Annotated in this window: 23 protein-coding genes; 22 read left to right on the top strand and 1 reads right to left on the bottom strand. The window is 50.3% G+C overall.

Annotated features, from left to right (window positions below):
• Positions 1-34 precede the first annotated feature (34 nt).
• The 19 genes from EJP77_RS08885 to EJP77_RS08795 all read left to right on the top strand — a co-directional run bounded on the left by EJP77_RS08885 (position 35) and on the right by EJP77_RS08795 (position 21517).
• Positions 35-1003: an ABC transporter permease gene (locus tag EJP77_RS08885; RefSeq protein WP_127198851.1), complete on the top strand. Its 969-nt coding sequence runs from the start codon at positions 35-37 to the stop codon at positions 1001-1003.
• Positions 1000-1989 (top strand): ABC transporter permease, encoded by a 990-nt coding sequence (locus EJP77_RS08880; RefSeq protein ID WP_127198850.1) that lies wholly within the window; start codon positions 1000-1002, stop codon positions 1987-1989. Before EJP77_RS08885 ends, EJP77_RS08880 begins: the two co-directional genes overlap by 4 nt.
• Positions 1965-2981: an ABC transporter ATP-binding protein gene (locus EJP77_RS08875; protein WP_127198849.1), complete on the top strand. Its 1017-nt coding sequence runs from the start codon at positions 1965-1967 to the stop codon at positions 2979-2981. Before EJP77_RS08880 ends, EJP77_RS08875 begins: the two co-directional genes overlap by 25 nt.
• On the top strand, positions 2978-4003 hold the full coding sequence (locus EJP77_RS08870) for an ABC transporter ATP-binding protein (protein ID WP_127198848.1): 1026 nt from the start codon (positions 2978-2980) through the stop codon (positions 4001-4003). Before EJP77_RS08875 ends, EJP77_RS08870 begins: the two co-directional genes overlap by 4 nt.
• Before the next feature lie 654 nt (positions 4004-4657).
• Entirely contained in the window at positions 4658-5677 is a 1020-nt protein-coding gene (locus EJP77_RS08865; protein ID WP_127198847.1) for an LCP family protein, read from the top strand.
• A 211-nt stretch (positions 5678-5888) separates the two neighbouring features.
• Complete coding sequence (locus tag EJP77_RS08860; RefSeq protein WP_127198846.1) at positions 5889-6317, top strand: CBS domain-containing protein; 429 nt, start codon at positions 5889-5891, stop codon at positions 6315-6317.
• Between the two features lie 111 nt (positions 6318-6428).
• Positions 6429-6731 (top strand): MazG-like family protein, encoded by a 303-nt coding sequence (locus tag EJP77_RS08855; protein ID WP_127198845.1) that lies wholly within the window; start codon positions 6429-6431, stop codon positions 6729-6731.
• 5 nt (positions 6732-6736) lie between these two features.
• Positions 6737-7654 carry a DUF2232 domain-containing protein gene (locus EJP77_RS08850; RefSeq protein ID WP_127198844.1) on the top strand — a complete coding sequence of 306 codons (918 nt, stop codon included), beginning with the start codon at positions 6737-6739 and terminating at the stop codon, positions 7652-7654.
• A gap of 11 nt (positions 7655-7665) precedes the next feature.
• The gene (locus EJP77_RS08845; RefSeq protein WP_127198843.1) at positions 7666-9648 is read left to right on the top strand and encodes a DHH family phosphoesterase; all 1983 of its coding nucleotides are present in this window, start codon (positions 7666-7668) and stop codon (positions 9646-9648) included.
• Positions 9645-10088 (top strand): 50S ribosomal protein L9, encoded by a 444-nt coding sequence (gene rplI / locus EJP77_RS08840; RefSeq protein WP_127198842.1) that lies wholly within the window; start codon positions 9645-9647, stop codon positions 10086-10088. Before EJP77_RS08845 ends, rplI begins: the two co-directional genes overlap by 4 nt.
• A 7-nt stretch (positions 10089-10095) precedes the next feature.
• Complete coding sequence (gene dnaB / locus EJP77_RS08835; RefSeq protein WP_127198841.1) at positions 10096-11457, top strand: replicative DNA helicase; 1362 nt, start codon at positions 10096-10098, stop codon at positions 11455-11457.
• Between the two features lie 284 nt (positions 11458-11741).
• Positions 11742-13028, top strand: coding sequence for an adenylosuccinate synthase (locus EJP77_RS08830; protein ID WP_127198840.1), 1287 nt, complete (start codon positions 11742-11744; stop codon positions 13026-13028).
• Between the two features lie 229 nt (positions 13029-13257).
• The gene (locus tag EJP77_RS08825; protein ID WP_127198839.1) at positions 13258-13983 is read left to right on the top strand and encodes a hypothetical protein; all 726 of its coding nucleotides are present in this window, start codon (positions 13258-13260) and stop codon (positions 13981-13983) included.
• Positions 13984-14189: 206 nt separating this feature from the next.
• Positions 14190-15629 (top strand): M23 family metallopeptidase, encoded by a 1440-nt coding sequence (locus EJP77_RS08820; RefSeq protein WP_127198838.1) that lies wholly within the window; start codon positions 14190-14192, stop codon positions 15627-15629.
• Between the two features lie 427 nt (positions 15630-16056).
• Positions 16057-16785 (top strand): response regulator YycF, encoded by a 729-nt coding sequence (yycF, locus tag EJP77_RS08815; RefSeq protein WP_127198837.1) that lies wholly within the window; start codon positions 16057-16059, stop codon positions 16783-16785.
• 1 nt (position 16786) lies between these two features.
• Positions 16787-18625, top strand: a complete 1839-nt coding sequence (gene walK / locus EJP77_RS08810) for a cell wall metabolism sensor histidine kinase WalK (protein ID WP_425464230.1) — start codon at positions 16787-16789, stop codon at positions 18623-18625.
• On the top strand, positions 18622-19938 hold the full coding sequence (locus EJP77_RS08805) for a YycH family regulatory protein (RefSeq protein ID WP_127198836.1): 1317 nt from the start codon (positions 18622-18624) through the stop codon (positions 19936-19938). Before walK ends, EJP77_RS08805 begins: the two co-directional genes overlap by 4 nt.
• Positions 19939-19961: 23 nt before the next feature.
• On the top strand, positions 19962-20702 hold the full coding sequence (yycI, locus tag EJP77_RS08800; RefSeq protein ID WP_127198835.1) for a two-component system regulatory protein YycI: 741 nt from the start codon (positions 19962-19964) through the stop codon (positions 20700-20702).
• Between the two features lie 8 nt (positions 20703-20710).
• Positions 20711-21517 (top strand): MBL fold metallo-hydrolase, encoded by an 807-nt coding sequence (locus EJP77_RS08795; RefSeq protein ID WP_127198834.1) that lies wholly within the window; start codon positions 20711-20713, stop codon positions 21515-21517.
• Here EJP77_RS08795 and EJP77_RS08790 read toward each other — a convergent pair.
• On the bottom strand, positions 21486-21692 hold the full coding sequence (locus EJP77_RS08790) for a hypothetical protein (protein ID WP_127198833.1): 207 nt from the start codon (positions 21690-21692) through the stop codon (positions 21486-21488). The two genes, EJP77_RS08795 and EJP77_RS08790, sit on opposite strands and share 32 nt — an antisense overlap.
• A 596-nt stretch (positions 21693-22288) precedes the next feature.
• Here EJP77_RS08790 and EJP77_RS08785 point away from each other — a divergent pair.
• The 3 genes from EJP77_RS08785 to EJP77_RS08775 all read left to right on the top strand — a co-directional run bounded on the left by EJP77_RS08785 (position 22289) and on the right by EJP77_RS08775 (position 25344).
• Complete coding sequence (locus EJP77_RS08785; protein ID WP_127198832.1) at positions 22289-23542, top strand: S1C family serine protease; 1254 nt, start codon at positions 22289-22291, stop codon at positions 23540-23542.
• A gap of 193 nt (positions 23543-23735) precedes the next feature.
• Positions 23736-24296, top strand: coding sequence for a glycerol-3-phosphate responsive antiterminator (locus EJP77_RS08780; RefSeq protein ID WP_127198831.1), 561 nt, complete (start codon positions 23736-23738; stop codon positions 24294-24296).
• A 223-nt stretch (positions 24297-24519) separates the two neighbouring features.
• Positions 24520-25344, top strand: coding sequence for an MIP/aquaporin family protein (locus tag EJP77_RS08775; protein ID WP_127198830.1), 825 nt, complete (start codon positions 24520-24522; stop codon positions 25342-25344).
• Positions 25345-25373: the final 29 nt, after the last annotated feature.

Raw genomic sequence — 25373 nt, 5'->3', positions numbered from 1 at the left:
ATTGTACTAATGTGCAATCCTGGGAGGATCGTTAATGACTGAATATTTCATTCGCCGGGTTCTGCAGTCTATTTTGGTTCTGTTTCTTATCACACTCATTACTTTTGGTCTTATTCATGCTGCTCCGGGTGGACCTACTAAAATTTTCTTGGCACCGGGTCTGTCGCAGGAAGCAGCAAAGATACAGGCACACAATCTAGGGCTCGATCAACCGGTAGCGGTGCAATATATAAAGTGGGTAGGCGGACTGCTTAAAGGTGATCTTGGATATACATTTAAGAATCATCTTCCAGTAGGTCAGATTCTATGGCCTACAGTAGGCAACACGGTAGTACTCATGGGCGTGGCTTGGCTTTTGTCCCTGCTGATTGCTGTTCCATGGGGGATTTACAATAGTACCAAGGAATACGGACTTTCAGATCAGACAGCTTCATTTGTTTCTTATGTGGGCTTTGCCATGCCAACCTTTTGGTTTGGTATCCTTCTGCAGGAAATGTTCGCACTCAATCTGGATTGGCTACCTCTCTCAGATATGTGGACTATGGGGAAAGAGGGGAACATTGGTAACTTATTTATGCATTTAATCCTGCCTGTTACCGTACTGACCTTGGGCTTCCTGGCTGCTTATTCCAAATATGCTCGTTCCAGTATGCTGGAAGTGTTGGAACAGGACTATATTCGTACGGCTCGTGCAAAAGGTGTAAAAGAAAGAAGAGTTATTTTCCGGCATGCCTTACGCAACGCTCTTATTCCTATTATTACTGTCCTGGGTCTGGATCTGCCAATCTTGGTGGGCGGCGCAGCTCTAACAGAAAGTGTATTTAACTGGCCGGGAATGGGACGCCTGTTCATCGATATGGCTGTAGCCCGGGAATACTCGGTTCTTATGGCTATAACGTTAATTACGGCAGTGGTAGTTATCATTGGTAACCTGATTGCGGATATATTATATGCTGTGGTTGACCCAAGAGTTCAGCTGGGTAAGGGAGGAAGATCGGCATGAGTGCGAACCTCAATAATGATATTGCACCGGGTGGACAGCCTAGCGTACAGCCCCAGAGAGAGGATGTACAGCCGACTGCTCCTCTCAAGAAGCCGCCGGGTCCATGGATGACGGTATGGAAGAAATTTTCACGTAACGTATATGCGATGACAGGATTGGTTGTGGTACTTATTTTTGTTATTGCTGCTATACTAGCACCTCTACTTGCTCCTTATGAACCATCTCATATTGACCTTATGTTCGCGAATCTGCCGGCAGGAACAGATAATCATCTGCTGGGTACAGACGAGCTGGGTAGAGACATTTTTTCAAGACTATTGTACAGTTCACGTATCTCCTTGCTGGTCGGCTTCGCCGTTGCTGCAGCATCGGTTATTATCGGATCACTGATCGGTTCGCTTGCAGGATACTTTGGCGGCTGGCTCGATACGATCTTCATGCGTTTTGTTGACGTGATGAACTCTATCCCGCTTTTGTTCCTGAACATACTTGTACTTGCGATTTTCGGTTCAAAAGTCAGTTATATGATTATGATCCTGATCTTCACAAGCTGGATGAGCGTGGCCCGACTTGTCCGGGGAACCTTCCTGCAGCTGCGTGAGACGCAGTATGTGGAAGCCGCTAAGGCAATCGGGGTATCCAGCTGGGGAATTATTTTCAGACATTTGCTACGTAATGCAAGCTTCCCGATTATCGTAAATGCGACATTGATGGTCGGTGGTGCAATTCTGAGTGAGTCTGCATTATCCTACCTTGGACTTGGAGTACAAGAGCCGGATACGAGCTGGGGTAAAATGCTGAGTAATGCGCAGGAATTTATGCTGATTGATCCAATCCAGGCTGTATACCCGGGATTATGCATCTTTATCGTGGTATTGGCTGTTAACTTTGTAGGTGATGGCATCCGTGATGCTCTGGACCCTAGACAAAAAGCGATGGTATCCCGGAGGAGGCTGAAACAATGGCGGAAAGATTACTCGAAATAGAGAATCTGACAACCGGATTCATGACAGAGAAGGGGTTCGTGAAAGCAACGGACAATATCTCTTTAACAATAGAAAAAGGTAAGACACTCTGTCTCGTCGGAGAATCTGGCAGCGGGAAGAGTGTCACATCCTTATCAATTATGCGTCTAATTGATTATGCCGGCGGTTCAATTCTTGACGGTAAGATCGTATTCCGCGGAGACGACCTGGCCGCTAAAGACCAAGAGGAAATGCGTAAAATCCGCGGTAACAAGATTGCTATGATCTTTCAAGATCCAATGTCAGCTCTGAACCCGGTATTTTCGGTGGGCGACCAGATTGCAGAAAGTCTTAGACTTCATCAGAACAAGAGTGAGTCGGAAGCCTGGAAAGAAGCCGTTAACCTGCTTAGAATGGTCGGTATTCCAGCACCTGAGATCCGTGCCAAGCAGTATCCGCATGAGCTGTCAGGCGGTATGTGTCAGCGTGTCGTTATCGCGGTGGCGTTGGCCTGCAACCCTGAGCTTCTGATTGCGGATGAGCCTACAACAGCTCTTGACGTAACGGTGCAGGCACAGATTCTTGATCTGCTTCAGAAGTTGAAGCAGGAGCTGGGCATGTCCATTCTGCTGATTACCCACGATATGGGTGTGGCGGCAGAGATGGCTGACCGGATCGCGGTTATGTATGCGGGTGCAATTGTGGAGGAGGGGACGGTAGAAGAGATTTTTGCGAATCCTTCACATCCTTACACCGTAGGGCTGCTCCAGTCTATCCCAGGCTTCGAGGGAACTCGAGGCAAGGAACTGTACACTATCAAAGGTACAATCCCAGGTCTAGGCAACCTTCCAGGTGGATGTCGCTTCCACCCTCGTTGTCCGCATGTTATGGACAAGTGCAAGACCCAGGAGCCGCTTGACTTCAAAGTGGGCAATGATCATTCTGCCGTATGCTGGCTGTACGAGGATAAGGCACCTGTAGTACTTGGCAGAAACGGGGGCGAGACAAAATGAGTATGCAGGAACCCAAGATGGAAAGCCAAGAAAACCTGATTGAGGTTAAGCACCTTAAGAAATATTTCCCTATTAAAGCTGGTCTATTCAACCGTGTTGTGGGAAATGTTAAAGCCGTAGATGATGTATCGATCTCCATTCGTAAAGGGGAGACGTTCGGACTTGTAGGTGAATCCGGATGCGGGAAATCCACCTTCGGCCGCGTTGTGCTTAAGCTTCAAAGTGCTACGGAGGGCGAGGTTCTGTTCAACGGTCAAGATGTACACTCCTTGAACAATTCCGAGCTGCGCAAGCTTCGTGAAGAAATGCAGATTATATTCCAGGATCCATTTGGTTCATTGAACCCACGCTTCCTGGTCAAAGATATTATAGGTGAGCCTCTTCGTGTTCATCGCCATATGTCAGCCAAAGAAATCGACGACCGTGTGGTTGAACTGATGCAGCTGGTTGGCCTCGATCCAACTCGTCGTAACCGGTATCCGCATGAGTTCTCCGGTGGTCAGCGTCAGCGGATTGGCATTGCCCGGGCAATAGCGCTCAATCCACAGTTCATCGTAGCGGATGAAGCTGTGTCGGCCCTTGACGTATCCGTTCAGTCTCAGGTTATCAACCTGCTGATGAAGCTGCAGAAGGAGCTGGGCCTTACCTTCCTGTTCATTGCCCACGGTCTTAATGTGGTTCGTCATATTTCTGACCGGGTTGGGGTTATGTATCTTGGCAAAATGGTCGAGGTCGCCGAGACGGAAGAGCTGTTCGCTCATCCGCTTCATCCATACACTGCGGCTCTACTGTCGGCTATTCCTAAGCCATCACCAACCCGCAAGCGGGAGCGTATTGTATTGAAAGGGGATGTTCCATCTCCTGCGAACCCGCCATCCGGCTGCCGGTTCCATACCCGCTGTCCGCTTGCACAGGAGAAATGCAGTCAGGTCGAGCCGCTGCTGGAAGAAGTCCTTCCGGGCAGACAGGTTGCCTGCCACTTCCCATTGCTTGAAGGCAATGAATTGAAAAACCTTCAATAGTTGTAATCAGGATCATTGTAGCGGGTAGAGAAGAGATTCTCTGCCCGTTTTTTGTGATGAATTAGAAGTGCTTAACATAAGTTGAATTTAAGAATTACCTATTAGGTAAGAGGTAGGAATTTCTGTGTTAAAGTGAAGCATTCGTCTCTGTGGAAAGTGCATTTCGAACTGCTATCTTTGGTGCAACAGGGATACCTTAAGCATTACTTGCAATTCAGCTGAGACCTTCCTATACTGCTCTTCGGCAGACACTGTGCGGGCAGCTGTATACTAATTAGCAATACTACCAGTGTTTAATAGTTGATAGATGATAGTTACTTAGGTTATATTGGTCGATGTGCAAAGCGATTTTAACCTTTTTGTAGTGTTTTGGCGTTTCCTAGTAGTTACAATGAAGGATAGAGTTATATTTTGTAAAACAAAGACTTGGATCTCTGGTAATACACCATTCTGCCGCTATGATTTGAAGGAGGGCTGAGACCGGCGAGACTGAGATTATGAACAAGTAATGCAAAATCTAAGTATATAGCTAAATAAATTTTAAGTATGATTGCAATCATGAACTGCTTGATTAGAACGGTATACAGCAGACATGAAGATATATAGATGAGGACTTGCAGAGTCCACAAGCAGCATATAATTGGAGGCAATTTTATGACGGAACAATCATTGAAGAGATTAAAGCCGAAGAAGAGAAACAGGCTAAGAACCTGGGGGATTGTTCTTCTTGTTATTGCTGTTCTCGGCTCGGGTATATATGTATATAGGAAACCTTTGGCAGTAATGGCTTTTGATATGTTTTTATCTGGCCATGTGGAGAAGAAGCTGCAGAAGTCCTATGCACCCCTGCAGGGAGAGCAGCCAAAGCCGGTTGTATACCAGACTAAGCCGTTCACTGCGTTATTGCTGGGTGTCGATCAGCGGGACAATGAGCCTGCCCGTTCGGATACGATGATCTACTCTGTAATACGTCCAAGGGAAGGTAAGGTCCTGCTCATTTCGATCCCGAGAGATACCTATACGGAGATTGTTGGCCGGAACAAGAAGGATAAGATCAATCACGCCTATGCATTCGGCGGAGAGAAGATGTCCAAAGATACAGTGGAAGCTTTCCTCGGACATCAAGCTGAGTACTATGCGGCGATTAATTTTAAGGGACTTAGGGATGTAGTCGATGCCCTTGGCGGAGTGGAACTTCCAATTACCAAGGATATTGTGAATAAGGATAAGGACCACGAGAAATTCACGATCAGAGCGGGCCAGCCGATCTATAATGGCAAGGATGCGCTGAACTTTGTGCGCTACCGTGAGGATAGCGATTTTAACCGGACCAAGAGGCACCAGCTTTTCCTGAATGCGATGGTAAAAAGAGTGCTCCAGCTCGACCAGGTCTCCAAGATCCCTGAACTTATGGATATCGCCGGTGCTAATTTCAAGACCGATATTCTCCCAAGCAATATTATTGACCTTGCGAAGCAGCTGCTGACGGGTGACAACCCACCGCAGATTTACAGTTATACGATTATGGGTAAGGGCACCCGTATTAATAATGTGTTCTATGATCTGGCGGACAAGAAAGATGTAGAGTATGCTGAGAAGCTGATAGAAAGCTGGTCCAATCCAGATACGGCAGATTCAGATCTTCTGCTTCCAGAAAAGCAAGTAATTGAATGATTGTTCTTGAGATGCCATAATATATACAGAAGCGACTCTTGGACTGGATCCATTCTGTATATGAGCAAGTTAGACATCTATTCGGCAGTCCGGAGTACCGGCTGCCGATTTTTTCGCCTTGGGCGGAACAATGTCCGGCCTGATACGTACCAATAGGGGGACTTATACTTTCTCCTGTTTAGAGAAAGGATAGAGGAGGATTATTTTTGAAATGAATATTGCATTTTTTTTGCTCCCGAAGAGTGATGTGGTCTCGGTAACCCTCGATTCAACTTTAAGGCAGACCTTGGAGCGCATGGAATACCATCGTTACACGGCCGTCCCCATCATTGACAAGACCGGAGTGTATGTCGGGACGGTGACCGAAGGGGATCTGCTCTGGTATATGAAGAACTCTAAAGGAAAGGTAACCTTCGAGAACGCTTCCAAGTTCCTGCTTAAAGATATTCCGCTTCGGGTGGATAACAAGCCAGTCTCGATCGATGAAGATATGGAGGATCTGATCAACCTGGCCAAAGTTCAGAACTTTGTGCCTGTTGTTGATGATATGAACCGGTTCATCGGCATTGTGAGACGGAGTCAGATCATAGAATACTGTGAGAAATTCGTGTCCCGAAGTGAGACGGCACAGAGACAGTAGACTCGGGAGCAGCCCGCCTGTAGCGGTGATCCGGGCTTAGGTGGCAGAAGATGATTTTATGCTATAATGGAGAATAAAGCTTTTTCTAGGAGAGAGAGTGATCGGTCTACCATGCATAAAGAAATGGATGTGGCCAAAAGGGCCAAGGTCATTGAATGGCTGAAAACCGAAGTGGTTGATCACGTGTCCCGTCTGTTCAAAGCTCTATGGGAAGGCAGCACGACCCGGATAACGGATAGTCTGGCCAGTCTGATTGTTAGTAGTTATATTCTTGGACGGCGACTTGGGATCTCATTCCGTGATTTGGATGAGAGTATTGTGGAGAAGCTGAAAAGGCATAAGCAGGAAGGCCATCAGCTTGAAGATTGGTATCAAGATATTTCTGCATTGGAAGAACATATGCGTAAGAGGTGAACCTATTGAAATTTCACTGGACAACTGCTGCCTGGAGCATAGTCTACTTTCTGCTCCTGCTATCTCTGGTAACACCGCTGACTGTGGTCACGGTATTGTTCCTTCTGGTGCCAGGCGTGATATTGTACACGACCTTGTCGAGAACTTCATTTATACTGCACGTTGTACCTGTACTCTTGCTTCTGCTATTTTTGCTAGGCCCTTATTATATATTGGTTCCGCTGTACTTCTTGATCCCTTCTATTATCATGGGTCATATGTACAAGACACGGGCGCCAGCCGCACGGACACTCCTTGTTGGAGCTGCTACTATTCTGGTTGAATTCATTCTGCTGCTCTTGGTCAGTACGGTGTTCTTCGATTTCAATCTTGCTCAGACCATTGAGGATGTGATTAATACCACGTCGATGCCACTGCGGGACATGACAGGCAGCAACCTGGTATCAGGGCTGGATTGGACGGAGAAGAAGACAGAGCTGCTGTCGGATCTGGTAAGAACGATTCCTTTTACCATGACGGTGACTTCCCTTGCTATAGCGGCAGTGACGCATGCTATTGCTAGGCCGACTTTAAGCAGTCTGGGGCAGATTACCCCAAAAATGAAGCCGTTTCGGGAGCTTAGGCTGCCTCGTTCCTTGGTCTGGTATTACTGCATCGGGCTCATTATTCAGCTGTTTGCAGGTACTGCTGCTAGAGAAGGGTTCCTCGGAACAGTGCTCGTCAACCTGATGCCGCTCCTTCAATTCGGGTTTATTATTCAGGCGGCGGGCCTCTTCTTCTATCTGGCTTACGTTAAGAAGTGGAATCTGGTGATCCCGATCCTGCTGACGATAGCTATGATATTTATTCGCCCTCTTTGGATTATCGGTTTGTTTGACATTGCATTTCCACTGCGGGATATGATTACTAGATCAAGACGATAGGGTGAGAAGGCATGCCAAATTTATTGCAAAAGCGCTGGTACGGCTATCAGACCGTGTGGGCGTTCATGCTCATGCTGCTGCTTGTCATTTTCATATCCTATTACAATTGGGTTCTGGGTCTGGTAAGTATGTGTCTGGTAGGAGCCTTGGCTTATGTAATGCTGCAAGCAGAGCGTAGATTCCGCAAGGAGATGGTCCAATACATTACGGATCTGACCTTTCGAATCAAAAGAGTGGAGGGCGAAGCCATCAGCCGGCTTCCCTTCGGGGTTATGCTGTATTCCGAGGATAAGACCGTGGAATGGCACAATCGCTTCGTGACCGGGATGTTCGGCCGGGGGACCGTGGTAGGACAGCCGCTCACCGAGCTGCTGCCTCCCCTTCCCCAGTTGTCCAGGGACAAACGTGAGGGCGACCACAATCGTTCTACGGTAGAGGTTATTATCAATGATCGTAACTATGAATTAACGATACAAGCCGATGAGCGGCTTATCTATGTGCATGACATGACAGAGCTTGCTGTTCTGCGTGAGAAACATGAGGATGAACGTCTGGCGCTAGGCATTATCATGCTGGACAACCTGGACGAGGCTTCTCAGGGTATGGACGACCAGCAGCGTGCTGCACTGATTGCCAGAGTCGCATCGTCCCTTACGGCATGGGCCAAGCAGTACAAGGTATATCTGCGCCGTCTGTCCTCTGAACGTTACTTGATGATGTTCAATCATCTGTCACTCAAGGAGCTTGAGCAGAGCCGGTTCGTAATTCTGGATGAGGTTCGGGAAATGACCGCCGACCTGAAGGTGCCGATGACGCTTAGTATCGGTCTTGCCTTTGGGGCAGACAGTATCAGTGAGCTTGGTGAGCTGGCCCAGTCGAGTCTGGACATGGCGCTTGGCCGCGGAGGCGACCAGGCTGCTGTGAAGTCCGGGCAAAGGCTGAGCTTCTATGGAGGCAAGACTACGGCGGTAGAGAAGCGCACACGGGTCCGCGCGCGAGTTATTGCTCATGCACTGCGGGACTTAATGCAGGAGAGCGACCGCGTTATCATCATGGGTCATAGAGTGCCGGATCTGGACGTAATTGGAGCCTCGATCGGGGTCCTCAAGGCGGCGGATATGTATCATGTTGAGGCGCACATTGTACTGGACGGTGTTAATCCTGCCATTGAACGTATCATGGAGCGCATTGAGAAGGATGAGGCCTTAAGGAAAAGGTTCATCAGCCCGGATCAAGCCATGGCGCTCATGTCAAATAATACGCTGCTAATTATTGTAGACACCCACAAGGCCTCGATGACGATGGAACCAGGACTTGTCCAGGAAGCACGGCGGGTAGTTATTGTGGATCATCACCGCAGGGGCGAGGAATTCATTAACGATGCGGTGCTTGTATATCTGGAGCCCTATGCCTCATCCGCCAGCGAGCTGGTGACTGAGCTGCTTCAGTATATCCATGAGAAAGTTGAGCTCAGTCCGCTTGAAGCTACTGCGCTGCTCGCCGGAATTACCGTGGACACGAAGCATTTTGCGCTTCATACGGGTTCAAGGACCTTCGAGGCGGCCGGCTTCCTGCGTCGAGGCGGAGCTGACACGGTAATGGTGCAGCGCATTCTGAAGGAAGACCTGCAGGAGTATATCGAGAAGGCGGAGATTATCAAGCATGCCCGTATGATCCATGGGCATATTGCGCTTGCGGTAACCGAGCCGAATCGCAAAATACCGCAGCTGCTGATCGCACAGGTTGCAGATACGCTGCTCAATATGACGAACGTGCTGGCCTCTTTTGTCATAAGCAGCCGGCCTGATGGCATGATCGGGATCAGCGCGAGATCGCTGGGCACTATGAATGTGCAGGTGGTCATGGAGCGGCTTGGCGGTGGGGGACATTTGACGAATGCAGCCGCTCAGCTGGAATGCTCACAGGCCGAAGCGGAGAGAAGGCTGCTGGAAGTATTAGATGAAATCGAAAAAGAAGAGGGGTTATTTGAATGAAAGTAATTTTCTTGCAGGATGTTAAGGGACAAGGTAAAAAGGGACAGGTGAAGGAAGTATCGGAAGGCTACGCACAGAACTTCCTGCTGCCTAAAGGTCTTGTGAAGCCGGCAACACAAGGTAATGTGAAGACACTTGAGAATCAATCCGCAGCAGAGCTTAAGCGCAAACAGCAGGAGAAGGAAGAGGCTATAGAACTTGGCAAGAAGCTTGAAGAGATGACCGTGGGGCTTAAAGCGAAATCCGGCGAAGGCGGCCGATTGTTCGGAGCGATCACAAGCAAGCAGATTGCCGAAGCTATGCAGGGGCTTGGCGTGAAGATCGATAAGCGGAAGATCGAGCTGAACGATCCGATCCGTACACTCGGTGTAACCCAGGTTACGGTAAAGCTTCATCCTGAAGTGAAAACAACGCTCAAGGTCCAAGTGACGGAGGAATAAGATGGGCATGGGCACAGAGTTATTTGTCGATCGAATTCCTCCTCAGAACCTAGAAGCAGAACAGGCGGTTCTCGGTGCCATTCTGCTCCAGTCCGAAGCGCTGATCACAGCGATGGAACGGGTGCGTACCGAGGATTTCTACGATAAGTCCCATCAAATGATCTATGAGACCATGATCGAGCTTGGCGAGGCGAGCCAGCCTATTGATCTGATCACGCTGACCTCCCGCCTGCAGGATAAAGGCGAGCTGGAGGAGATCGGCGGGGTCAGCCACCTGGCCAGATTAGCCCACGCCGTGCCGACAGCGGCCAACGTGGATTATTATGCCCGAATTATAGAAGAGAAATCGATGCTGCGGCGGCTCATTCGCACGGCCACCCAGATCGTAAGTGATGGCTACACGAACGGCGATGATGTAGGCGGGATGCTGAGCGACGCGGAGCGCAAGATTCTGGAGATCTCCAACGGACGGTCCGGAAGCGGATTTATTGCGATCCGTGACGTGCTGATGGAAGTATTCGAGCGCGTTGAGGTACTGCATCAGAATAAAGGTACGACAACCGGGATTTCGTCCGGCTTCGTGGATCTGGATAAGATGACTGCCGGATTCCAGCGAAATGATTTGATCATTGTAGCGGCCCGTCCTTCCGTAGGTAAGACGGCATTTGCCCTAAATATTGCTCAGAATGCGGCCGTGCGAAGCAAGGAGACTGTAGCTATCTTCAGTCTGGAGATGTCCGCGGCGCAGCTTGTACAGCGGATGATCTGTGCGGAAGCGAATTTGGACGCCAGTGTGATGCGGACAGGTGACTTCAAGAGTGATGATGACTGGTCGAAGCTGACGATGGGCATCGCTGCTCTCTCCGAAGCAGAGATCTATATTGATGATACGCCGGGTGTCACCGTAGCGGATATCCGCGCCAAGTGCCGCCGCCTCAAGAAGGAGAGGGGCCTCGGTATGATCGTCATCGACTACCTGCAGCTGATTCACGGGCGCGGGAAGGCGGGCGAGAACCGCCAACAGGAAGTATCCGAAATATCCCGTACACTGAAACAGATTGCCCGTGAGCTTGAAGTGCCTGTAATTGCACTGTCCCAGCTCAGCCGGGGCGTGGAGCAGCGTCAGGACAAGCGTCCCATGATGTCTGACCTTCGGGAATCCGGTTCCATCGAGCAGGATGCCGATATCGTGGCCTTCTTATACCGGGATGATTATTACAATCAGGAGACCGAGAAGAAGAATATTATCGAGATTATTATTGCTAAGCAGCGTAACGGTCCGGTAGGTACCGTGGAGCTGGTCTTCTTGAAGAATTATAATAAGTTCGCGAATTATGAGCGGGCTCATGCGGATCCTTTTGCCGGATAACGGATTCGAACTACAGAACTCATCTTTTTATAACTATGCATATTTCCGAACAATTCTGCACCGGGGTGTGGGATTGTTCGTTTTTGATTTGACTTTGAAAAAGCAGGCTGGTACACTTGTATTGCTGCTTTAGGGCAGTAAATGGATACATTATGTATAAAGTTCAAGACGTTCGGGAAGCTAAATGGATTGAGGCTTGGCCGTAAGGGAATCCATGGACGCGGACAAGGCGTCTATTCTGAATGAAAATAAAGGTGCGTGAGTGCACCGACGGGGGAATGTACATGTCAACAGTAGTCGTTGTGGGCACACAATGGGGAGACGAAGGCAAAGGCAAAATCACGGATTATCTGGCGGAGAGCGCTGATGTGGTGGCCCGTTATCAAGGCGGTAACAACGCCGGTCATACTATACTGATTGATGGCAAGAAGTACAAACTGAGCTTGATTCCATCCGGTGTTTTTTATGAAGACAAGATCTGTGTCATCGGGAACGGAATGGTCATTAATCCGGAAGCTTTGATTCAGGAGATCACATATATTCACGAGAATGGATTCAGTACAAAGAATCTGAAGATCAGCGACCGTGCGCATGTCATTCTTCCTTATCATATGGTGCTGGACGCGCTTGAAGAGGACCGCAAAGGACCGAACAAGATCGGCACAACCCGCAAAGGAATCGGGCCAGCTTACATGGATAAGGCTGCTAGAAACGGCATTCGTATCGCGGATCTACTTGATGCGGAAGAGTTCGAGCTTAAGCTTCGCCATTTAGTGAAGGAGAAGAACCACATTATTCAGCAGGTATACGGTGCGGAGCCGCTTGATGTGGAAGAAATCCTTAAGCAGTATCTGGAATATGCAGAATTCGTTCGTCCATATGTTACTGATACGTCCGTGGTCCTTAATGATGCGATTGATGAAGAACGGAAGGTCCTGTTCGAAGGTGCGCAAGGTGTAATGCTGGATATCGACCAAGGTACGTATCCGTTCGTGACTTCTTCCAACCCATCCGCAGGCGGCGTATGTATTGGTTCGGGAGTAGGTCCTTCCAAGATCAAGCAGGTCATCGGTGTAGCCAAGTCTTACACTACCCGTGTCGGGGACGGTCCTTTCCCTACAGAGCTTCATGATGAAGTTGGCGATCTGATCCGCGAGACAGGTCATGAGTACGGAACTGTAACAGGCCGTCCGCGCCGTGTGGGCTGGTTCGATAGTGTTGTTGTTCGCCATGCTCGCCGTGTAAGCGGTCTGACCGGCTTGTCACTTAACTCGCTGGACGTCCTGACCGGTCTTGAGACGGTGAAGATCTGCACAGGATATAAATTCCGCGGTGAGGTCATCACCCACTACCCTGCAAGCCTCAAGATGCTGGCGGAATGTGAAGCGGTATACGAAGAGCTTCCAGGCTGGTCTGAGGATATTACGGGTGCGAAGACGCTGGAAGACCTTCCAGAGACAACTCGTAACTACGTTAAACGGGTATCCGAGCTGACAGGGATTCCGATTGCTATCTTCTCGGTAGGCCGTAACCGGAATCAGACGAATCAAGTTCTGCCGATATACGAATAAGTTTCAGATGCAGCAAGCCTCTTTCTACGGAAAGGGGCTTTTTTTCGTGCTAGGAAGTAGAAAGTCCAGGGAATCCGTCCATACTGACTACTAGAGGGAATGAACTAAAGATATGAACGTTTGAATTCTGGGAACTGCTTGTAGCGCTAAGAAATCAATTACGCAGCAGTCTTTAGTTCAATCCATATTGGTAGAGCTAGAATGCAAGAGAGAGAAGGAGGGAACTCATTTGAAATGGGTTACAAGGATCGCATTGATCGTGCTGGGCACCGTACTGATTAGCGGGGTAACTATGCTGACAACCGGTTATGTTGTGAATGCCTATGTACAGTCCTTATTAACAAGTCTGAATATAAAGTGGGAGGGCCAGCCATCCGGCTTTGGGGGTCTTCTTCAAGGAGCCGTTGGTCTGGGTTCAGGGACGAAAACAGACAAGACCACGGGCAGCCCAGGCCAAAAATCGGGAAATACGAATGATAATAAGGCACTTGGAGAAAATAACTCAGGCGTGGACAGCAGCAATTCGAGCAGTCCCAGCAGCAGCGCTTCAGCAGCAGAGGGAGCCGATCATACTTCCAAAGGATCGAGTTATAATGATGAGAACCAAAGTGATAATCCCACAGATACGAAGGACACGGGAGATGTCCCTGACAATGCCCTGCCCGTTATGGGCAGCCAGAGTGGAGAAGCATCGACGTCCTCTTCCGGGGCCAAGGAAGATATTGTGGTCACACCTGATGATCTGGCCGCAAAGAAAAAGGAACTGCCGGACAAGGACAAGGAGGACATCTTTCAAATCTTGATGGCCAAGCTGCCGCAAAGCGAAATGCAGTCCATTACGGCTTCCTTGGAGGATGGGCTTACCGAGGCGGAAATGATCCAGATTCAGCAGATTATGTCCAAATATCTAGACAAAAGCGAATATGCAAAAGTGATGAAGGTATTAGGGAAATAAGCTGCTATAAAGGTGATATTAACAAAATTGTCACTAAAAACCTAACCGTGCCATTATGAGGTATATCGGAAAAGCCCGCGTTTTAAGCGGGTTTTTAGTTTTTTGGGTAAAGTTGAAATGGGAGTTTGGGATATGTTAAGGTTATTAAGTGTCATAAAGGTTAAAATTTTGAAACCTTTTAAACAACCGTGAAAAAGGAGAACATCATGAAAGGTTCCAATACAAAATCTAAAATGCGCTTAGGCATCATCGCTGCGGCGGGAAGTCTGCTCGCGGCAGGGAGTCTGTTCTGGGCAGGCCAGCAGTACGTCGAGGCGAATACAGTACCTTACTATCGTGTATATAAAGATGGACAGGAAATAGGTACGGTTCGTCATAAGGAAGAGCTTACGAAGCTCTATAACCGCAAGCAGGCACAGTATAAACTTGAATACCCCGATGCAAATACCCAGCTCGATACGGAGCATATTACAGCAGTGTACGAGAAGGCCTATAAGGCTAATATCGATCAGGATACGGCCCTCGCGAAGCTGGATCAGCTTCTGAAGCCTACAGCCGTAGGGGTTGAGCTGAAGGTAGACGGTAAGGCTATCGGTATTGTAAAAGACAAAGCGGCGGCAGCATTCGTACTTAACCAAGTGAAGAACAAGTACATACCGGAAGCAAGGCCTGTTTTTGCAAATAAAATTGTGCATACTTCATACTCACCCGGCAAAGCTGTGAAAGCCTCGGCTGAGCCTGCAGAACGCCTTGAATCTGCAATCTTTGTAGAAAAAATTGATCAAAGACAGGTAGAGACTGACCCGGCAAAGGTCTTGTCTGCGGAAGAAGCCTTGAGGCTGCTGACCCACGGCAGCCAGGAGACGGCGATCTATGAGGTTAAGCCGGGAGACACATTCAGCTCCATTGCCAAGCAGGCGGGGATCAGCCGGAAGCAGCTCATGAGCATGAATCCGGGGATTAAGGAGAAGGCGCTGCAGATTGGTGAGGGTCTGAAGCTATCGGCCAGCGAACCTGTCCTCACCGTGAAGACGGTCGAGAGCATCGCCAAGGAAGCGGTCACGAGTCCAGAGGTTGAAATCCGGAAGACCAACCAGCTTCGGAAAGGCGTAACCAAAGTGGTCGCCCCCGGAGTAAGCGGCAAGAAGCTAATGTCCTTCCGGGTTGTGAAGGAGAACGGGCAGGTAGTTCAGAAGCAGTTCTTAAGTCAGCAGGTCACAAGCCGCTCACAGCCCAAAGTTATTCTTCAGGGTACCAAAGTAGCCAGCACCTCGGGCTCAGGCCGGTTCGCATGGCCGGTCACTGCGCATTCCATCACCAGCACTTTCGGTGAGCGATGGAATAAGATGCACAAAGGAATTGACATGATCTCCTCCGATTATCGCATTCTAGCCGCAGACGGCGGTACAGTCAGCTTTGCCGGGGTAAAGACCGGGTACGGGAACTGCATTGTCATCAGCCACGGCAATGGATATGAGACGCTGTACGGGCATCTCAGCCGGATCAACGTGAAGCGGGGCGATAAGGTGGAGCGCGGTGAGCCTATTGGCATCATGGGCGATACCGGTCATTCTTTCGGCATTCATCTTCATTTCGAGATTCATAAGAACGGGTCGCTGCAGAACCCGATCAAATATTTAGGCTGATATAAGTTGAATTAATGACTTACACTTGCGTGCATCCATTTGAAATGTTCTTCCGATCGCTGTTGTTCCCGGATTTCCTGATTAGAGAATTTATAGGGTGGAAATCCAGTCACAAAGCATATGCTTCCGATGTAGCTTTCTTTCAGAAAGCTTGTAGGCGAACGCTCCGCTTCTACAGAATCATTTCACTCTCCTGCCTAATGTAATTCTTTAAGTTCAACTTATACAGGAGGCTGGTAGAAGGGCACCCCGAACACGGATAGACGTGTTCGGGGTGCTCTTTTTGGGTTGCCTGAATGGGAGAATGGAAGGGGAAATGGTCCTTTCAGGTTATTTTTATACCAGTTTAGGATGGAGCGGTTCAGGTATGTTAAAATAGAAGAAGCGCGTGGGCGAAAGGCCTGGAAATATGGGGTGACAAGAGAGAATGCAGGGGAAAATTCTAGTGGTAGACGATGAACAGCCCATTGCGGACATTCTAAAGTTCAATTTAGAAAAAGAGGGTTATGAGGTTATTCTTGCTTTCGACGGAATCAGTGCGGTGGATCTTGCGCTGTCTGAACATCCGGATCTGATCCTGCTGGATCTGATGCTCCCCGGCAAGGATGGCATGGATGTGTGCCGCGAGGTACGTGCCAAGCTGGAGACGCCCATTATTATGCTGACCGCCAAAGACGGCGAAATTGATAAAGTGCTGGGTCTGGAGCTGGGTGCGGATGATTACGTCACAAAGCCTTTCAGCACAAGAGAACTGCTGGCGCGAGTCAAGGCACAGATGCGCCGCCGCCAGAGCAGGCCGGGCGAGACTGCTGAGAGCGCCGAGAGCGGTGCCGGTAAGCAGGGACTTCATTTGTTCGATTTGTTCATAGATACAGATATGTATACCGTATATAAGAGCGGAGAACCGCTTGATCTGACTCACCGTGAATATGAGCTTGTCTATTATATGGCGCGCAATGCCGGTAAGGTGATGACCCGGGAGCATCTGCTTCAGGCCGTGTGGGGATTCGAATATTTCGGAGATGTACGGACCGTGGATGTGACCATCCGGCGACTCCGGGAGAAGATTGAAGATGATCCGAGCAAGCCGGAATATATTCTGACCCGGCGAGGCCTCGGGTACCTGATGCGCAGCTCGAAGACGGGTGGGCTCTAGCATGAAGCTTGAGCTGAAGCTGCCCGCCTTTTTCCGGACGATTCAAGCCAAATTAATTATAATCTACGTCTTATTAATCCTGATCGCGATGCAGTTGATCGGGGTTTATTTCGTCAGTGCGATGAAAAATTCTCTGACCAGCAACTTTACACAGGAACTGAAGGCTCGGGCCGAGCTGCTGTCCGTGCTCGCTGCGCAGAATCTGGGGGCAGCCGGAACGGCGGAGTCGCGGGAGGACAAGCTGGATAATCTGGGTGTGCTCGTAGACAACCTGTTCAACCAGACCGGGGCCGAGATCCAGGTTCTGGATCCAAGCGGCAAGGTGCTCAAGACCTCCAAATGGTCCCATGCCGATTATGTAGGACGCAAGAACACCCAGACGGTCGTCAGCATGGCTTTACAAGGCATTGAAGATAACGAAGAATATATTATTGATGATGATAATGTCCGCAAAAAAGTGGTGGCGAGACCCGTCGTCAATGACGGCAAAATCGTCGGTGCCATCTATATCGCAGCATCCATGAGCGAGCTGTACGCCACCATGGACCGGATTAACAGCATCTTCATCTCCGGGATTCTGCTCGCGCTCGGCCTGACCGCCATTCTTGGCGTCATTCTCGCACATACGATTACATCGCCGATCAAAGAGCTGACCCGCCGGGCGACCGCGGTAGCCGAAGGCCAGCTCTACCAGAAGGTTCCGGTGCTCGGCAATGACGAGATCGGCCAGCTGAGCAAGGCGTTCAACTATATGACCAGCCGGCTGCGGGATGCGCTGGCCCAGAACGAAGAGGAGAAGGAGAAGCTGGCTTCCATCCTGACGAATATGAGTGATGGGGTCATCGCGACCGATGAAGTGGGCACGGTCATTCTGATGAACCGCAGAGCCAGTGCGATGCTGTTCACGGAAGGTGAGGACAGGCTGGGGACAAGCATTCAGAGTCTGCTGAGCCTGTCCCAGGATGGACGCATGGCCTTCGCCCAAGGCAGCATGCCGACCGAGCTGCTGGAGATTGCTACGCCGGAAGGCGGCGCGTCCCTCGTGCGGGTGACCTTCACGCCGATTCACCGGCGGGAATTCGGCATCATCGGCACGATTGCCGTGCTGCAGGATGTCACGGAGCAGGAGAAGCTGGAGGCTTCCCGCCGCGAATTCGTGGCGAATGTCTCCCATGAGCTTCGCACACCGCTGACGACGATCAAGAGCTATACAGAAGCGCTCGAAGACGGCGCGCTTCAGGATCAGGAGCTGGCGCCGCGCTTCGTCGGCGTCATCCAGAATGAGACCGAGCGGATGATCCGCCTGGTCACAGACCTGCTGCATCTCTCCCGGCTCGATTCCAAAGAATCGCCGCTGCGCATGCAGCAGACGGATATTAACGAGATGCTGGACGAAGTGGCAGACCGGTTTTCTTTTCAAATGCAGGAGAAGGGTATTGAAGTTCGTGTTCAGGTGGAGGACGGGATTCACCAGGTATGGTTCGACCGGGACCAGATCGACCAGGTGCTCGATAACTTGATCTCGAATGCGATGAAATATACATCGGGGGGCTCCATTACAATCCGGGCGTATCTTACAGACGATGGGATACTTGCCATCTCGGTTGAGGACACGGGAATCGGAATTCCGAAGAAGGATCTGGATCGGATCTTTGAGCGGTTCTATCGGGTGGACAAGGCCCGCTCCAGGAATATGGGGGGCACGGGACTTGGATTATCCATTGCCCGGGAAATTGTAAAAGCGCATGGCGGGACGATCTCCCTGGAATCCGAGCTTGGCACGGGCACCAAAGTAACTTTTACGCTGCCAGTTGAGATGAAAGGGGGCCATGAACGGTGAAGAAGACCGTTAAATCTACAGTTCTGGTGCTGCTTATCGCCTGCAGTCTGGTGCAGAGTTATTTCCTGATCTATCGGCTGCCCGGTAATGACCCTGTGGTGAAGTCAGAAAGCGATTATGTAAAAACCGAGAATATGGGTACGGAGATGAAGGCGGAGGAGCTGGTTTTTCCTGCCGAAATGATCGTTCATATGGGTGCTGGGGAGCATACCCTCTTCTACCCGGGTTCTACCTTCTATAAACTGATCAATACCCGGCTGCAGGGCCGGCTGTTCGATGGTTTTCAGCGCTATGATGCTTCAGGTACGAACTGGAATACGATACGCCAGCAGAATGAGGGGATTGAGCTTCGTTTTGGCAAGGGCGTGCCGGTAGCCCTGCTGCAGAAGGTCATGCAAATCTCGAATGATCCGCTGCTTCAGGAGGAGACGATCAACCGGATTCTCATCTATAATATGAAGAATGAGGACAAGGTGCGGGCGTTCTTCTTCAGTTCCCAGGGGGGTACCGTCTATGAGGCTACGAATGCGGACCTGACGGTTCAGGATGTGAAGCAGCAGGTTGGCTTCGGCAAGGAATGGAACCCTTCCTACACCTTGATGGACAGCGGTTATTATGTCCCAGACGGGAAGACTGAGGCGCTTCAGGTTACTCTGGACACGGGTGTGTTCACTACGGATCAGATGCAGAAAAGCCTGTTCTCTGACCCAAGCATTACCCGGAATATCCGGGAGAAGGACGGGTCCGAGATCTATACCGATATTAAGCGCAGTCTTCAATTCAAGCAGAATCAGAACTGGATTAACTATACAGATCCGGCTGCCTCGGGCGGCACGGATAACAGCCTAGGCAAGAATGCGTTGTCTGCCGTGGACTTCGTGAACCAGCATGGAGGCTGGGACGCGGGAAGCGGAGGTGCTTACCGGATGGAGGTATCCGGTGAATCCGGGTATAGCGGTGACAGTAAGCGCCGGCAGGACACCGTCACATTTCAGCAGTATTATCGCTCACTGCCCATCCTGGACCTTGAAGGATTCCATTATGGCGTAATGAGGCTGGATATGCACCAAGGTACGGTGACCAGCTATGAACGCTCATTGATCTATACCAAAGGCAGGGCCACGGACAAAATGATCAAGAAGCAGCTTGCGGGCGGCAAGGAGCTGACCGATTTAATTGCTGCGGCTGCAAAGGATCGGCCTATCAGCTGGTTGTATCCGGCCTATCAGCCGTCACTTACAGACGAGGGGCTTCATCTTACGCCCGTATGGATGCTGGTGTACGCGAACGGAGAGAGCGAAATATTGCAGTAGTACCCGGAAAGGGAGGATGAATAATGCATTGGGGCAGAGCCAAAAATGTACTAATCTACGCGTTTCTGCTGCTGAATCTGGTTCTCGGCTACCAGCTGTGGATGGACAAGCAGGATCAGGCGAGTGCCAATCTGGACCTCACCTCCCTAGCCGAGAGTACGCAGAGGAGTATGGACGAGAAGCAGATTCAGGTCCGGGCTCAGATCCCGGCAGAGACGCCGGCGCTGCCGAAGATTAACTATCGGCTGCTTAAGCCGGGCAGCAAGGAGCCGGTAAAACTCGCCGAACCGGTGGACAGCCGGCTGATCTTCAATTCCAAGGACTTGGTGAGTGCTCTTGAAGCGCAGATTCCTTCGATCGGCAATTATCGTTATGATCAGGAGAGCAGCGGAGACAGTGTATTTGTCCTTCATCCGCTAGCGCTGGAGGAGTGGCCGCTGTTCAATATTAATCTGGAGCTGAATTACAGCAATCAGAAGGTGCTCTCTTACCGGCTGGAGGCAATCGAAGTGGTTCAGATGGATGAAGAGAAGATGCAGCAGGTACTGCCTGCTTCCAAGGCGCTGGGGTTCCTGATTGACAAGTTCCTGCCGCCCAAAACAATTGTTACAGATATAGAGCTTGGTTATTATGGGCAGGTATTTAATTCAGACGCCCAAGTTGCCGCGCCCGCCTGGCGGTTCACGCTGGGGAACGGGGAGAAGTATTACGTGCTGGGCAGCGGAGACGTGATTAGCCCGGATGCAGAGAAAATAAAGGAGTAATCAGGACCATGGGGATACAATTTACAGTCTTGTCCAGCGGATCGACCGGAAATGCGACAGTCATTACGGACGGTCAAGTCACGCTTATGATTGACGCGGGATTCAGCGCCCGCCGAATTGATGAGCTGCTGGGCATGCGCGATTTGACAGGAGATCAGCTTACCGGAATACTCATTACTCATGAGCATTCGGATCATATAAAGGGCCTAGGTGCCGTGGCCCGTAAATACAATCTTCCCGTCTATGCCAATGAGAAGACCTGGGAGGCGATGAACCGTAGTGTCGGCAAGCTTGCGGACGATCAGCGCATTATATTTGGAACGGGAGAGGCCCGTGACTTCGGGTCCCTGCGGGTAGAATCCTTCGCGATCTCCCATGATGCCGCGGAGCCGGTGGGTTATGTATTCCAGGACGGGAAGCACAAGCTAAGTGTTGTAACTGACCTTGGCTATGCCAGCGATAAAGTAAAAGAGACGATTGTGGATTCCGATGTACTCGTGCTTGAGGCCAACCACGATATCGAGATGCTTAGAATGGGCCGGTATCCCTGGAACACAAAGCGCAGAATTCTGGGCGATATGGGGCATTTATCGAACGAAGCCTCGGGTGAGGCGCTAAGTGAGCTGCTTAACGGCCGTCTGAGGCGGACCTACCTGGCTCACCTCAGCCGTGAGCATAATATGCTCGATCTGGCCAAGCTCTCTGTGCGGGGGGCGATGGAAGATCGGGGCTGCTTCTATAAGGACAGCGAGTTCAAGCTGTGTGAGACCTACTATGACCGGCCTACGCCGTGGGATAAGGTGGGGGAACCATAAAGGCATCAAGTTCGGCTGCCTTTCTGGCGATTTCCTCCCGGGTCAGAACGCCCTTCTCAATCAACAACTCAATAGCAACGCTGAGGGCCAGCAGAGTATGGTAGTGCTCGTCTTTCAGATCGGCCAGCTTGGCCATGATATTAACTTCGTTCATAGGGGATGATAACTGATCCATAAGTTCAGCTCCTTGAGCGTATTTTTTTTGCGATAGAGGCACTTTCAAAGGGTGAAAGACCCGGAAATCGGGTAAAAGGTGTATACAGCAAACTGCAAGCAAATGGGCCAAATCCGGTGCGTGGGTACTCCCAGCAAAATCCGTAATTTATTTCTCCTACAGCGGGCTTAATTTTGATAGAATGAATATATCTATGAGGCTTGTACTAGTGTAGTCTTCTATGAGGGAAATCATTCCTATTTTTTCGGAAAAATAGTCAGTGATTTGCTTGTGAGAGGGGTAACTTATTGAGCACTCACTACGTCAAGTATTACGGGTGAACAGGATAACAGAAACCTTCTCTTTCAATGGGTTAAAAAAGATGGAAATGAGCGGGTTCAGCCATCATACATGGATACGCACAAAGCATAACATGAAGAGGCGAATATCTAATCTAGGCGAGTAAATCCCCCTCCATAATTACCGAATACCATGCAGGCACGAAGAGTGGCTGATTAGGGATAGAGCAGAAGCAACAATGCAGCACACATATAGAGATATGATTACCAGGACAAGGAAAGTACCGGGAGTGTAACAACGGAGGGAGAGAATCACCCATGGGATTGTTTGACGACGACTTTTATTCCACCAAAGTATCAAGACGGCTAACCCGCAGGACGAACACGGACAGCACCAGATGGTCCTCAGGGTCTAAGAGCCGGAGGAGCCTGAGCACGTTTCAAATTTCATTAATCTGTTCCGTACTCAGTGCAGTTGTCGCTGTCCTGCTGTACAGCTTCATTGCAAGTCCTCCCTCCAAGATGCAAAGTGGAGCACTGAACGGGAGTCTCCTGCACAAAACAGACAGCGATCCCTACGAAAGAATTGTTCAAGCGGCAGCCAAAGTGCGGCCAGCCGTGGTGAGTATCCTGAATCACCAGGCTGATTCATCCTCCAAGGCCAAAGCAGATGAGGATGCTGCGCTAGGTTCAGGGGTTATTTTCAAGAAGGTCGATAATAAGGCCTACATTATCACGAATGCTCATGTGATTACAGATACGAAGGATCTGGAGATCGTGACGGTGGACGGAGAATCAAGAACAGCGACGGTGGTCGGCAAAGATCAGGTCAGTGATCTTGCTGTTCTGGAGATGGATGGGGATGGAATCAGTACCATAGCGGAGATGGGCGAGTCCAAAGGCCTTCGCCTTGGGGAGACCGTCATTGCGATCGGCAATCCGCTGGGTCTTGGGGATACCCTCACATCCGGCATCGTGAGCTATCCGAACCGGATCATTCCGGTGTCACTCAATCAGGACGGCGTGTACGACTGGGAGCAAGAAGTCATTCAGACCGATGCGGCGATTAACGAAGGGAACAGCGGCGGTGCCCTGGTGAACCTGAATGGCCAGGTGATCGGCATCAACACGATGAAGATTTCGGATACGGGCGTAGAAGGCATTGGCTTTGCGATTCCTGTAGATGATGTGATGAACACCGTCAATAACCTGATCGAGCACGGCAAAGTGATTCGTCCTTATCTCGGGGTGTATTCACTGGACTTGAACAATCCTTATGCTCCGCTTAGCGAGGATCAGCGCAAGGATCTGAAGCTGCCTGCGGATATTACAGAGGGAGTGCTTGTCCTTGAGTCTCATGGGCCTGCAGAGCAGGCAGGGATCAAGCTCAACGATGTGATTACCGAGCTGGATCACAAGCCGGTGGAATCTACGCTGGCCCTGCGCAAATATCTGTACGATGTGAAGAAGGTCGGGGAAGAGATGGAAGTGACCTTGTACCGCGAGGGCAAGGAGATGACCTTGACCGTCACCTTGACCGACAAGCCTGAGGATACAGAGTCGCAGAAATAAGATAGCTTCACCTATTTGAGCACCTCCCTAGGGAACTTAGGTTTCCTGGGGAGGTGTCTTTGGCTTAAGAGGGACAACTTTCCCCTCGGATGGGCATCTTTTGGACCCCAGTCTCGTAAATTAAATCTTGCAGGCCTCTATTTCGGTATGATAAATAAATAGGCATGATTATGGATAGTGAAAGAGGGATAATATGGCCTTTCATGGACAAAAGATACTGCCAGCGGCCCGGCATATGAAGCATTTTGAGAAAATTCTGAAAAGCTCTTATGAGTATGCGGTCTTCCTGGACACACATGTGGCTCAACTGAGGAACATCTATTCCATGGCCCGGGATCACGGGAAAAAGATGCTGCTGCACGCTGACCTGATACAAGGGCTCAAGACGGACGACTATGCCGTCGAGTATTTGTGCCAGGATATCAAGCCCTTTGGGCTGATCTCTACCCGGGCGGGTGTGATTCAGAAAGTAAAGCAAAAGGGAGTCATCGCGATCCAGCGCCTATTCCTGCTGGATACGCTGGCCTTGGAGAAGAGCTATGCGCTGCTGGAGAAGACGCAGCCGGATTATATTGAGGTCCTTCCCGGCATCATGCCGGAGATCATCACAGAGGTATATGAGCGGACGAGGATTCCCATTCTGGCGGGCGGACTGATTCGGAGTGCGGACGATGTGGAAAGAGCCCTCGAAGCCGGGGCAAGCGCCGTAACGACTTCCAATGAGGCTTTAATCAAGCAGTATAGCTCAGAATGAAGGATGCTCTCCATTTGGGTGAGAAGAATAGAGTGCTCTTACAGGAGCGCAATAATTGTCAATGAAATTTAATTGTTGACACCGCTTTCATTATGATCTATTGTTGAACTAAGTTCATAACTGTGGCGGAGATCCGGAGACCCACATCAATTTCCTTCTGTGAAGAAGGATGGTTGATGGAGGTCTCTTTTTGTTTGCCGCCAATGATGAGGAGGAGAAGTGAGTGACGCCATTTTTAGCCGAATTGTTAGGAACGATGATCTTAATTGTGTTAGGTGCGGGAGTATGTGCAGGAGTGTCGTTGAAGAAAAGCTTTGCGGCTGGCTCAGGCTGGATGGTCATTACCATGGGGTGGGGGCTTGCAGTAGCCGTAGCCGTCTATGCGGTGGGTCAGATCAGTGGAGCTCATCTCAATCCAGCGGTTACGCTGGCCTTGGCACTAAAGGGGGATTTTCCATGGGAGGATGTGCCCGGTTATATGCTCGCGCAGCTGATTGGAGCTGTTCTGGGTGCGGTAATTGTCTACTTGCACTACCTGCCGCACTGGAAAGAGACGGAGGATCCCGGCACCAAGCTGGGCGTGTTCGCTACCGGCGGGGCCATTCCGAATGCTTTCTCCAACGTGCTGAGTGAAATCAGCGGAACCTTCATCTTCGTGCTTGCGCTGCTCTCCATGGGAGCCAACAAATTCACCGATGGCCTGAACCCGCTCCTGGTTGGATTTCTGGTTGTGTCGATCGGATTGTCGCTTGGCGGGACTACGGGGTATGCTATTAATCCGGCTCGTGACCTCGGTCCGCGAATAGCCCATATGCTGCTGCCCATTGCCGGAAAGGGCTCCTCGAACTGGGGTTATGCCTGGATCCCGATTGTAGGTCCGCTGCTCGGCGGAGGGCTGGCCGGTCTGTTCTACAAAGCAGTGTTCCAAGGCGTATGGCTGCAGGCGTTCTGGTATGTTCTAGCCGCAAACCTTATTATATTAATAATTGCTTATTTGGCTGGACCCAACGCTTCTACATCGGCCCGGAACAAGAAAGCTGCTGCTTAATCATCACTGGCGGTGTACATCAGTTACCA

The sequence above is a fragment of the Paenibacillus zeisoli genome (assembly GCF_003994465.1).
Taxonomy (GTDB): domain Bacteria; phylum Bacillota; class Bacilli; order Paenibacillales; family Paenibacillaceae; genus Fontibacillus; species Fontibacillus zeisoli.
This window is presented reverse-complemented; position numbering and strand designations above follow the sequence as displayed.

What these genes read in the sequence shown, in the direction of transcription:
- EJP77_RS08885 (WP_127198851.1), top strand. Translation starts at nt 35, where the DNA reads ATGACTGAATATTTCATTCGCCGGGTTCTGCAGTCTATTTTGGTTCTG.
- EJP77_RS08880 (WP_127198850.1), top strand. Translation starts at nt 1,000, where the DNA reads ATGAGTGCGAACCTCAATAATGATATTGCACCGGGTGGACAGCCTAGC.
- EJP77_RS08875 (WP_127198849.1), top strand. Translation starts at nt 1,965, where the DNA reads ATGGCGGAAAGATTACTCGAAATAGAGAATCTGACAACCGGATTCATG.
- EJP77_RS08870 (WP_127198848.1), top strand. Translation starts at nt 2,978, where the DNA reads ATGAGTATGCAGGAACCCAAGATGGAAAGCCAAGAAAACCTGATTGAG.
- EJP77_RS08865 (WP_127198847.1), top strand. Translation starts at nt 4,658, where the DNA reads ATGACGGAACAATCATTGAAGAGATTAAAGCCGAAGAAGAGAAACAGG.
- EJP77_RS08860 (WP_127198846.1), top strand. Translation starts at nt 5,889, where the DNA reads ATGAATATTGCATTTTTTTTGCTCCCGAAGAGTGATGTGGTCTCGGTA.
- EJP77_RS08855 (WP_127198845.1), top strand. Translation starts at nt 6,429, where the DNA reads ATGCATAAAGAAATGGATGTGGCCAAAAGGGCCAAGGTCATTGAATGG.
- EJP77_RS08845 (WP_127198843.1), top strand. Translation starts at nt 7,666, where the DNA reads ATGCCAAATTTATTGCAAAAGCGCTGGTACGGCTATCAGACCGTGTGG.
- rplI (WP_127198842.1), top strand. Translation starts at nt 9,645, where the DNA reads ATGAAAGTAATTTTCTTGCAGGATGTTAAGGGACAAGGTAAAAAGGGA.
- dnaB (WP_127198841.1), top strand. Translation starts at nt 10,096, where the DNA reads ATGGGCACAGAGTTATTTGTCGATCGAATTCCTCCTCAGAACCTAGAA.
- EJP77_RS08830 (WP_127198840.1), top strand. Translation starts at nt 11,742, where the DNA reads ATGTCAACAGTAGTCGTTGTGGGCACACAATGGGGAGACGAAGGCAAA.
- EJP77_RS08820 (WP_127198838.1), top strand. Translation starts at nt 14,190, where the DNA reads ATGAAAGGTTCCAATACAAAATCTAAAATGCGCTTAGGCATCATCGCT.
- yycF (WP_127198837.1), top strand. Translation starts at nt 16,057, where the DNA reads ATGCAGGGGAAAATTCTAGTGGTAGACGATGAACAGCCCATTGCGGAC.
- walK (WP_425464230.1), top strand. Translation starts at nt 16,787, where the DNA reads ATGAAGCTTGAGCTGAAGCTGCCCGCCTTTTTCCGGACGATTCAAGCC.
- yycI (WP_127198835.1), top strand. Translation starts at nt 19,962, where the DNA reads ATGCATTGGGGCAGAGCCAAAAATGTACTAATCTACGCGTTTCTGCTG.
- EJP77_RS08795 (WP_127198834.1), top strand. Translation starts at nt 20,711, where the DNA reads ATGGGGATACAATTTACAGTCTTGTCCAGCGGATCGACCGGAAATGCG.
- EJP77_RS08790 (WP_127198833.1), bottom strand. Translation starts at nt 21,692, where the DNA reads ATGGATCAGTTATCATCCCCTATGAACGAAGTTAATATCATGGCCAAG.
- EJP77_RS08785 (WP_127198832.1), top strand. Translation starts at nt 22,289, where the DNA reads ATGGGATTGTTTGACGACGACTTTTATTCCACCAAAGTATCAAGACGG.
- EJP77_RS08780 (WP_127198831.1), top strand. Translation starts at nt 23,736, where the DNA reads ATGGCCTTTCATGGACAAAAGATACTGCCAGCGGCCCGGCATATGAAG.